The organism is Bradyrhizobium sp. P5_C11_2, from assembly GCF_054049755.1.
Map to the genome: position 1 here is coordinate 1 of NZ_JBFULT010000727.1, position 3,099 is coordinate 3,099.

Sequence of the window (3,099 nt, forward strand, 5' to 3'; positions counted from 1 at the left end):
ACCCCATTGCACATGTCGCACACACGCGAGACCGACAGTACACACCTCACCCGCGTTTGGCGTGCATCAGAGATTTTTGGATAGTCAGATTGGAGAGCGGCCGCGGTGCTCGCCGCAAGCTACTCCCAATCACGCTGCAGCCATGACCGCCGCGACAATGCGTCACCAATCTCGTTGCGGCGCAACAATCAAAATGAGACTGCCCGTCAAACAACCTGGGGGTTACGGCATCCGCACCACACCCGGCATCGGCTAGCCTTGCGTGCAACAACCGGACGTTCGCGCTCACGACATCAAACAATATGGACGCCGGCGGAAACACCAGGGAGGAGACCAATGTTGAAAGGCAGCGTGGGATTGATTGCATTGAGCAGCCTGTTGTTGTCTGGCACGGCGTTCGCTCAGGAGAAGATCAAGGTCGGCGTCACCGCAACGCTGGAAGGCACCTACACGGTGCTCGGCGAGGACGGCATGCGCGGTCACCAGACGGCGCTCAACGTGTTGGGCAAGAAGGTCGGCGACAAGGAGCTCGAGTTCATCGTCGCCTCGACCGATGCGACACCGGACTCCGCAGTGCGCGCCGTGCGCAAGCTGATCGAGCAGGACAAGGTGCAGATCCTGCTGTCGCCGCTCTCCGGCGATGAGGGCATTGCGGTCAAGAACTTTGCCAAGACCCATCCCGAGCTGACCTTCGTCAATGCGGCATCCGGCGCGCAGGAAACCACCTATGTCGACCCTGCCCCGAACTTCTTCCGCTACAACATGGACGGCGCGCAGTGGCAGGTGGGTCTCGGCAAATACGCCTATGACACCAAGGGCTATCGCAAGATCGCGACCGTCGGCGAGGACTACTCCTTTATCTACACCCAGGTCTTCGGGCTGGYGTTGGAGTTCTGCGGCGCCGGGGGCCAGGTCACGAACCGGCAATGGGTGCCGCTCGGCACCAAGGACTTCGCCTCCGTGATCGCTGCCCTGCCCGACGACGTCGACGCGATCTATCTCGGGCTCGGCGGTGCCGATGCCGTCAACTTCCTCAACCAGTACCAGCAGGCCGGCGGCAAGGCGCACCTGATGGGCGGCTCGATCATGATCGACCAAACCATCCTGTCGTCGAAGGGCAGCGCCAAGAACGCACTGATCGGCACCATTGCGGCGAGCGGCCAAGCCGACACCTGGGACGATCCGAACTGGCAGAAATTCGTCAAGGCCTATCAGGATGCCTTCCCGCCAGCCAAGCGCTTCCCGAGCCCGTCGCTGCTCGCGACCAACTATTACGGCTCGACCATGGCGTTGATCCTGGCGCTGCGGCAGGTCAATGGCGATCTCTCCAACAACCAGGCCAAGCTCAAGGATGCGCTGGCGAAGATCGAGATCGACGCGCCCAACGGCAAGATCAAGCTCGACTCCAACCGGCAGGCAATCGGTACCAATTTCGTCACCGAGGTCGTCGATGACGGCAAGGGCGCGCTGTTCAGCAAGGTTGTGAAGGTGATCCCGAACGTCAACCAGACGCTGGGCTACGATCCCGCCGTGTTCGCCAAGATCGGCCTGCCCAGCCGCACGGTTCCGGAATGCAAGAAGTACTGACGTATTTTTTGCAGGCGCGAACAACCCGTGGCTAACGGACGCGGTTGCATCGGAGGCTCTGCTCAGCCTTGCTTTCCTTTCCCGGATGATCAACGCTTGTCGAAAAGACAAGAACATCCCGCGGGAGGGAAGGCATGAGCAGGGCGCTTGCCGTCTTCCACGGCCGGTTCGGCCGCGCGACGGTCTATCAATTGAACCGGCCCTTCAACGTGCATGCGCACCGCGAAGGGCACCTGATCTATCATATCGGCGGCACGCCGGCGCAGATCGATGTTTGCGACCAGCGCATGCTGCTCAACAACGACTCCGTCGTCGCGGTCAACCCTTGGGAACCGCATAACTTCCTGCCGGCGGACGTCGACGATGGCGCGATCTTCTTCGTGCTCTATGTCAACGCAGAATGGTTCGCGCCGATGGCCGCAAATGCACAGAACCTGCGGTTCGGCCGCACTTATTTCCGCCGCACCGAGGCGCTCGACAAGCTGATCCGCCGCACTGCAGCGCTGGTGTGCGGCGCGCCGTCGCTGCGCAGCCTCGACTGCGAACTGCGGCAGCTGATCGACTCCTGTTACGAGGAGAGCTGGCAACCGTCGGAGGCGGGACAGGAGGCGCGCGCTGCAGCCGCGATCACCGATTTTCGCGTGCGCAAATCGATCAAGCTGATGTCGGAAAGCCCCGGCGCCGAGATCGAGCTGGATTCGATCGCCCGGGCCTCCGGCCTGTCGCGGCCGCATTTCTACCGGCTGTTCCGTACCCAGACCGGCGTCACCCCTCACCTCTATATGAACACGCTGATCATGGAGCAGGCGCTGGATGCGCTGGTCGCGACCGAGACGCCGATCGCCGATATCGGCTTCGATCTCGGCTTTTCCTCGCAGAGCGGCTTCACCCGCTTCTTCGCAGCCAATGTCGGCATGGCCCCGACTGATTACCGCCGCGCCGCCAAGGTGTTGCGGCCCTGAGCGGGTACCGTTCGAACGATAAAAGATACTCTGGATCAAATCCGCCGCTGTCGCCCTCGATAGGATACCCGGGATGCGGCCCGATAGAGGTCGCGCGTGAGGGAACGCGACGGAGATGACCCGGTTCATCGAACGCCACCCGGCCTGGGCGCTGATCGTGATCATCGCGATCGCGGTGCTGCTCTGGCTCGTGTTCGCGATCTGGCCGCCGGGCCTGGAGGCCGCGATCGGCCGTAAGCGTGTGTTTCTCAACGCGGTCCTCAACGGCATCACGCTTGGCGGGCTCTATTTCCTGGTGGCGAGCGGCTTCACGCTGATCTTTGGCCTGATGCGCAACGTCAATCTTGCCCACGGCTCACTCTACTTGTTCGGCGGCTATATCGGCTACGCCATCAGCACCTGGACCGGCTCCTGGATACTCAGCTTCATCGCGGCATTCATCGGCGTAGCCCTGCTCGGCGTAATCCTGCAGATCGCAGTGTTCCGGCGGATGGAAGGTCAGGACCTCCGGCAGACCATGGTGACGATCGGGCTCTCGATCGTGTTCGCC

At 62.1% G+C, this 3,099-nt stretch carries 3 protein-coding genes; all 3 read left to right on the forward strand.

Going from position 1 to position 3,099, the window contains the following annotated elements; genetic code table 11:
- Positions 1-336: 336 nt before the first annotated feature.
- The gene (locus ACXJL8_RS37595) at positions 337-1,587 is read left to right on the forward strand and encodes an ABC transporter substrate-binding protein (RefSeq protein WP_456686667.1); all 1,251 of its coding nucleotides are present in this window, start codon (positions 337-339) and stop codon (positions 1,585-1,587) included.
- A gap of 134 nt (positions 1,588-1,721) precedes the next feature.
- Positions 1,722-2,549 (forward strand): helix-turn-helix transcriptional regulator, encoded by an 828-nt coding sequence (locus ACXJL8_RS37600; RefSeq protein ID WP_456623785.1) that lies wholly within the window; start codon positions 1,722-1,724, stop codon positions 2,547-2,549.
- Positions 2,550-2,664: 115 nt separating this feature from the next.
- Positions 2,665-3,099 (forward strand): ABC transporter permease subunit (locus tag ACXJL8_RS37605; RefSeq protein WP_456686668.1); only part of this gene is annotated, 435 nt, incomplete at its 3' end.